The organism is Streptomyces sparsus (assembly GCF_054776295.1).
This window is the reverse complement of the sequence record NZ_BAAHCA010000567.1, coordinates 1-3,240: the sequence shown is the minus strand read 5'-3', so window position 1 is coordinate 3,240 and position 3,240 is coordinate 1. Positions and strand designations below refer to the sequence as shown.

3 protein-coding genes and 1 pseudogene are annotated in these 3,240 nt (G+C 73.4%); 2 read left to right on the top strand and 2 right to left on the bottom strand.

The window, feature by feature from the left end:
* Positions 1 to 272: pseudogene (locus ACYVE9_RS20290) on the top strand (penicillin-binding protein); the annotation flags it as partial.
* A 414-nt stretch (positions 273 to 686) separates the two neighbouring features.
* Here ACYVE9_RS20290 and ACYVE9_RS20285 read toward each other — a convergent pair.
* Positions 687 to 1,655, bottom strand: a complete 969-nt coding sequence (locus ACYVE9_RS20285) for an SGNH/GDSL hydrolase family protein (protein ID WP_461029316.1) — start codon at positions 1,653 to 1,655, stop codon at positions 687 to 689.
* Between the two features lie 350 nt (positions 1,656 to 2,005).
* Positions 2,006 to 2,359, bottom strand: coding sequence for a DUF1330 domain-containing protein (locus ACYVE9_RS20280; RefSeq protein WP_461029315.1), 354 nt, complete (start codon positions 2,357 to 2,359; stop codon positions 2,006 to 2,008).
* Positions 2,360 to 2,574: 215 nt separating this feature from the next.
* Between ACYVE9_RS20280 and ACYVE9_RS20275 the strand changes: the two genes are divergently transcribed.
* Positions 2,575 to 3,117 (top strand): type 1 glutamine amidotransferase domain-containing protein, encoded by a 543-nt coding sequence (locus ACYVE9_RS20275; RefSeq protein ID WP_461029314.1) that lies wholly within the window; start codon positions 2,575 to 2,577, stop codon positions 3,115 to 3,117.
* Positions 3,118 to 3,240: the final 123 nt, after the last annotated feature.

The window sequence follows — 3,240 nt, the reverse complement described above, 5'->3', positions numbered from 1 at the left end:
CGCCGCTGGCCGCCGCGCTGCACGCGGTGCGGCGGCCTGTGCTGCGTCGCGGCCCCGGTCACCGGCACGTGCACACCGCCACCTGGTTCCAGGAGGACACCGACCGCGGGCCGATGCTGTTCCACTCCGGTGCCACCTGCGGCCAGCAGGTGTACATCGGCTTCCGCCCCGCCACGGGTACGGCTGTCGCGGCCGTGTCCACCCGGCGTTTCCGCCTCGGCGACCGCTTCCTCCAGGCCGCCTGCACCCTGCTCGCCGACCCGTCGGCGTGACGTGCGGCAGGGCCGGTCGGGGGACGCGGCGGACCTCCCCCGGCGCGGCGGGCTCCGGCACGCACCGAGCCGGAGCCCGGCGGCTGTCCGGACTCCGGCTCTGCTCGGCAGCGGGAGGAGAGGGCGGAAGAGGAGGAACGGAACAGGACAGGAGCGGAAGGGCTGAAGCAGAGGGGAATCAGTTCATCGGGCTCCTGGGGTCGGCGGTGGAGGCGCTGGACGAGGAACGACCGCGCTGAACAACGGCGGATGCGGCTGGAACTGCCTCGGAGGAGTGCAACCCGAGGCTGCCCAGCCTGCGTGACGATGCACCTGCGGCACGGTCGCTTCACTCGAAAGCGTCACCGGGACGGGCCCGCTGACCGGCGACGCCGCCGCCGTCCCGCGGGCGGGGCACCGTCCGCGGCGGGCGCCTCAGCCGCCGAGGTGGGCGTTGACCGTGGCGGCGATGGCCCGGGTGTAGCGGGCGATGCCGGGGGACGGGACGGGGCAGGGCTTCGGCGTGGAGGTGGTCGGCGCCAGGCAGAAGTGCAGGGGGTCGTCCGCTCGGTGCATACGGGCCGTGCCGCCCTCGCAGAACCCGGCACGGGAGCGCTCGGCGGCGGTGCACGGCAGCCGCTCGGCGAAGGTGTACCGCCCGCCGGCGGGACTGACGCGTGCTCCGGCGTCGGAGAGCAGGTCAGAGGTGGCCGCCGCGTGCGCGGTGTAGAACTCGTTCACCTTGCGCACCCGGTCGGGGTTCATGGCGTCCGGCCCCTGGAGCACCCAGACGATCGTGGGGCGGTCCAGTCCCGCCGTCCCGGCGGCGGCGGTGATCTCCTTCGTCAGTGCCCGCGCGTCGGCGGCGTACCGCGCGTAGTAGGCCGGGGTGTCGGACTGCGTCTGCCGCATGCACGGTGTGTAGCCCCAGGAGTTGCCCCAGAACTGGAGCACCACCACCGACGGGCGGAAGTCCCGGACGAGGGCGGCGGCCTTGTCCTCCGCCGGTACCAGGGAGTTGTCCTTCCGGCCCTCCAGGTAGTCGCAGAGGGTGGTACCCGAGTAGGGCGCGCTGCGGTAGGCGTGCCCCCGCTCGGTGATCCGCCTGCCCAGTTCCTTCTGGGTCTCCATGCCCAGCGAGTCCCCCAGGTAGAGGACCCGGCCCCGCACCCCGGCGTCCGCCGGTGCGGCCGGCTCGACGCCGCCCGCCGACGGTGACGCGGACGCCGGCGGCGCCTTCGAGGAGCGCGAGGCGGGGGTGGGGCTGGGTGAGCTGGGCAGGTACTCGGGACGGTCGTCCGTGGCCTCCGGCACCGTCGTCGCCGACGGCGAGGGCAGCGTCCAGCCGAGTACTCCCAGCGCGACGAGGCACCCGGCGAGCACCCACCACCACCCACGGCGCATCAACGATCCCTCCGGTCATGACGGTTGGTCGGGCGTGGCCCGATCGGTCGGACGGAACGCGGCGGGTGCTCCCGGTGCCCGGTCGACCGGACGTCACGACAAGCCGCTCCGATCAGCGCACAGGAAAGCACACCCGGCACAGCGGCAACACCGGGTGGCCGGTTTGCCCCCCATGCGGCCTCTCCGCCGACCCGGTGGCCGTCGGTGGAACCGGGCAGCCCGCACCGCTGATCACCCGGATCCCGGCCCCGGCAGCCGCAACCTCGCGACGGCCCGGAACGGCCGAACCGTGTCGGGCCGGGCCCCGCCCGGAACCGGCAGCCCTCAGGCCCGCGCGGCCTCGGCGGCACTCAGGACTGCGCGGCCTCGGCGGCCCGGCTCAGCTCGTCGGCCTTGGCGGCCGGGTCGTAGTCGGCGCCCACGCCCTCGACGATGGCGACGTCACCCCGGAAGTGGTCGGTGCGCAGCGGCAGGATGCGCTGGTAGGCCGGGGAGCGGTACCAGGCGTGGGCGGTGTCCGCGTCGGGGAAGCCGATGAGGACGAGGTCACCGGGGAAGGCGCCCTCCAGCACGTCGAGCCGGCCGCCGTGCACCAGGAACCGGCCGCCGTAGGGGTCCAGGGTGGCCTGGATGCGCCGGATGTAGTCGAGCACCTCCGGGTGCGGGCTTCCCGAGTGCAGGTGGGCGATCGCGTAGGCGGTCATCGGCGTTCCTCCTGGTGGTCGCGGGCGGTGGACCGGCCCGTCGGACGCGGTACGGCGATCCTCCACGGCCCGGGGGCGGCCGTCGATTACCTGCCGGGTCATGCCGGTGGGTGCCGCCCGCGGTGACGTTTCGCTCCGTGCACGGGCATACGTCCGCGTATGCGGGGAACCGGTCTCCAGTCCGCGCAGCCACATCAGGGAAGGAAGTGAGGGACGTGCGGGTTGCCTTTCTCGTCGCACACGAAGGCGTCGAACAGGTCGAGCTGACCGATCCGCGACAGGCGGTGACCGACGCCGGAGGCACGGCCTTTCTGCTGTCCACCACCGACAACGACGTGCAGGCGTTCAACCACCTGGACAAGGCCGACACCTTCACGGTCGACCGGCAGGTCTCGCAGGCCACCGTGGAGGACTTCGACGGGCTGGTGCTGCCGGGTGGCGTCGCCAACCCCGACGCACTGCGCATGGACGAACAGGCCGTGTCCTTCGTCCGGGAGTTCTTCAAGACCGGCAAGCCGGTCGCGGCGATCTGCCACGCGCCCTGGGTCCTGGCGGAGGCGGACATGGTGCGCGACCGCACCCTGACCTCCTGGCCGAGCCTGGAGACGGACCTGCGCAACGCGGGCGGCAACTGGGTGGACGAGCAGGTCGTGGTCTGCGAAGGAGGCCCCAACGTGCTGATCACCAGCCGCAAGCCGGACGATCTGAAGGCTTTCAACGAGGCGTTCATCGCGGAGTTCCGCAAGGTCGCCGCCTGACGGAGTGCGGGTGGCCGCCGCGGGAGCGCGGCGGCTGCGGCACGTCCGTCGGCGGAGTGGGCACGCGCGGGACGTCGGACGGTCACACGGCGAAGGCGCCCGGTGGGACGGTTGTCCCACCGG